The organism is Pseudoalteromonas sp. Z1A6 (genome assembly GCF_011378745.1).
Classification (GTDB): domain Bacteria; phylum Pseudomonadota; class Gammaproteobacteria; order Enterobacterales; family Alteromonadaceae; genus Pseudoalteromonas; species Pseudoalteromonas arctica.
Genome location: NZ_WTKW01000601.1, coordinates 1 through 1,268, shown reverse-complemented (window position 1 = coordinate 1,268; position 1,268 = coordinate 1). Strand labels below are relative to the sequence as shown.

1 protein-coding gene is annotated in these 1,268 nt (G+C 34.4%); it reads right to left on the bottom strand.

What is annotated here, in order from left to right; all coding sequences use genetic code 11:
- Positions 1-372: 372 nt before the first annotated feature.
- On the bottom strand, positions 373-1,268 hold an 896-nt coding region (locus GQR46_RS19830), incomplete at its 5' end, for a patatin-like phospholipase family protein (RefSeq protein WP_165742243.1).

Sequence of the window (1,268 nt, the reverse complement as noted above, 5' to 3'; positions counted from 1 at the left end):
GTCATTCCTTTTATTGAAGCTTTCATATTCATATGATTCCACCACCCAGAAATAACACCCACAGTAATTGCTACAATTGCTGTTAATGTTCCAGTATAGATTGGCATCATTTCTTTGATTCTGGTTGATTCTTCTATTATATTTTCCATATTTTCATACAACTATATTTTTATCTTCATTTTGACACGTAAATTTACACATGTAACTATTAGTTATGTTTGAGATGTATCTCTAACATTTTATGATTCAAATTTTATTGACCACTACACAAACTACCACGGCTGTCCTTAGATTAAAATTTATAATAAAAAAGTACTTTTCGCCCACTTAATTATTTCGCTTATAATTTACGGATTATTAGTTATTAAATTACTAATATGTCTTTAAATCGTAGCTTCCGTTATTTAATATTTCGTCAAACGCCTCTGCCAGTTTCTCAGTTTCACTAAAAACTGTATTCCAATATTTAATTCGCGTATCGGCATCGAGATCGGTAAAGTCGGTTCTGTCTGGAATTTTTCCGTAAGGTAGGCTTGCTACAAATTCTTTTGATGGGGTGATCATCACTACATTATCGTAATTGAGAGGTGACACTTTGCGTTTTAAATTTTTATCGAACCACCCTGCTTTTGGCTCTGAATTAAAATGAGGATATAAAATAAGTCCTGGGTTATTAATTTTTAAATCAAAGTGGTAGTCAATAATTCCGCCGTCGCGGTATATTCCAGATGGTGAGCCTGCAATATTTTTTATACCTTGCATAACAAGCGGTATAGAGCCTGATGCAAGTAATGCATCTTTTAAGTTTGTTTGTGTGAGTGCTATGCTTTGTGTTTTAAAATTGTAGTTGTCGGTAATTGATAAGTCACTTGTTGCTGGGCCAAATATAAAACGCTCATACTGTGCGCCTAATAGCTTTCGGTTAACGCGGTTTAACATATAACTTTTTGATAAACCCATAAGCTGTATTAATTTATTTTCGCTGGCAATAAATCCATTTGATTTAGCCACTATAAAATGCGCTTTAAATACGGGGTTATTTATAATTTCGTTTACGCCGTTATCGCCAAAAACATCTTCAAGTAATGCGCGCGCTTTTATTGTTATTTCACTTGGTGTTGGTTTGTTACTTGAGTATCGGGTTTGTGAATACGATTTTGCTAAGCGCTCAATGGCTGCAACGGGATCGTTTTGTGTAAAACACGCAGAGCGAAAAGCGCCAGCTGATGAGCCAATTAAATTAAGTGGTTGAGTTCGGTTTTTAAAAA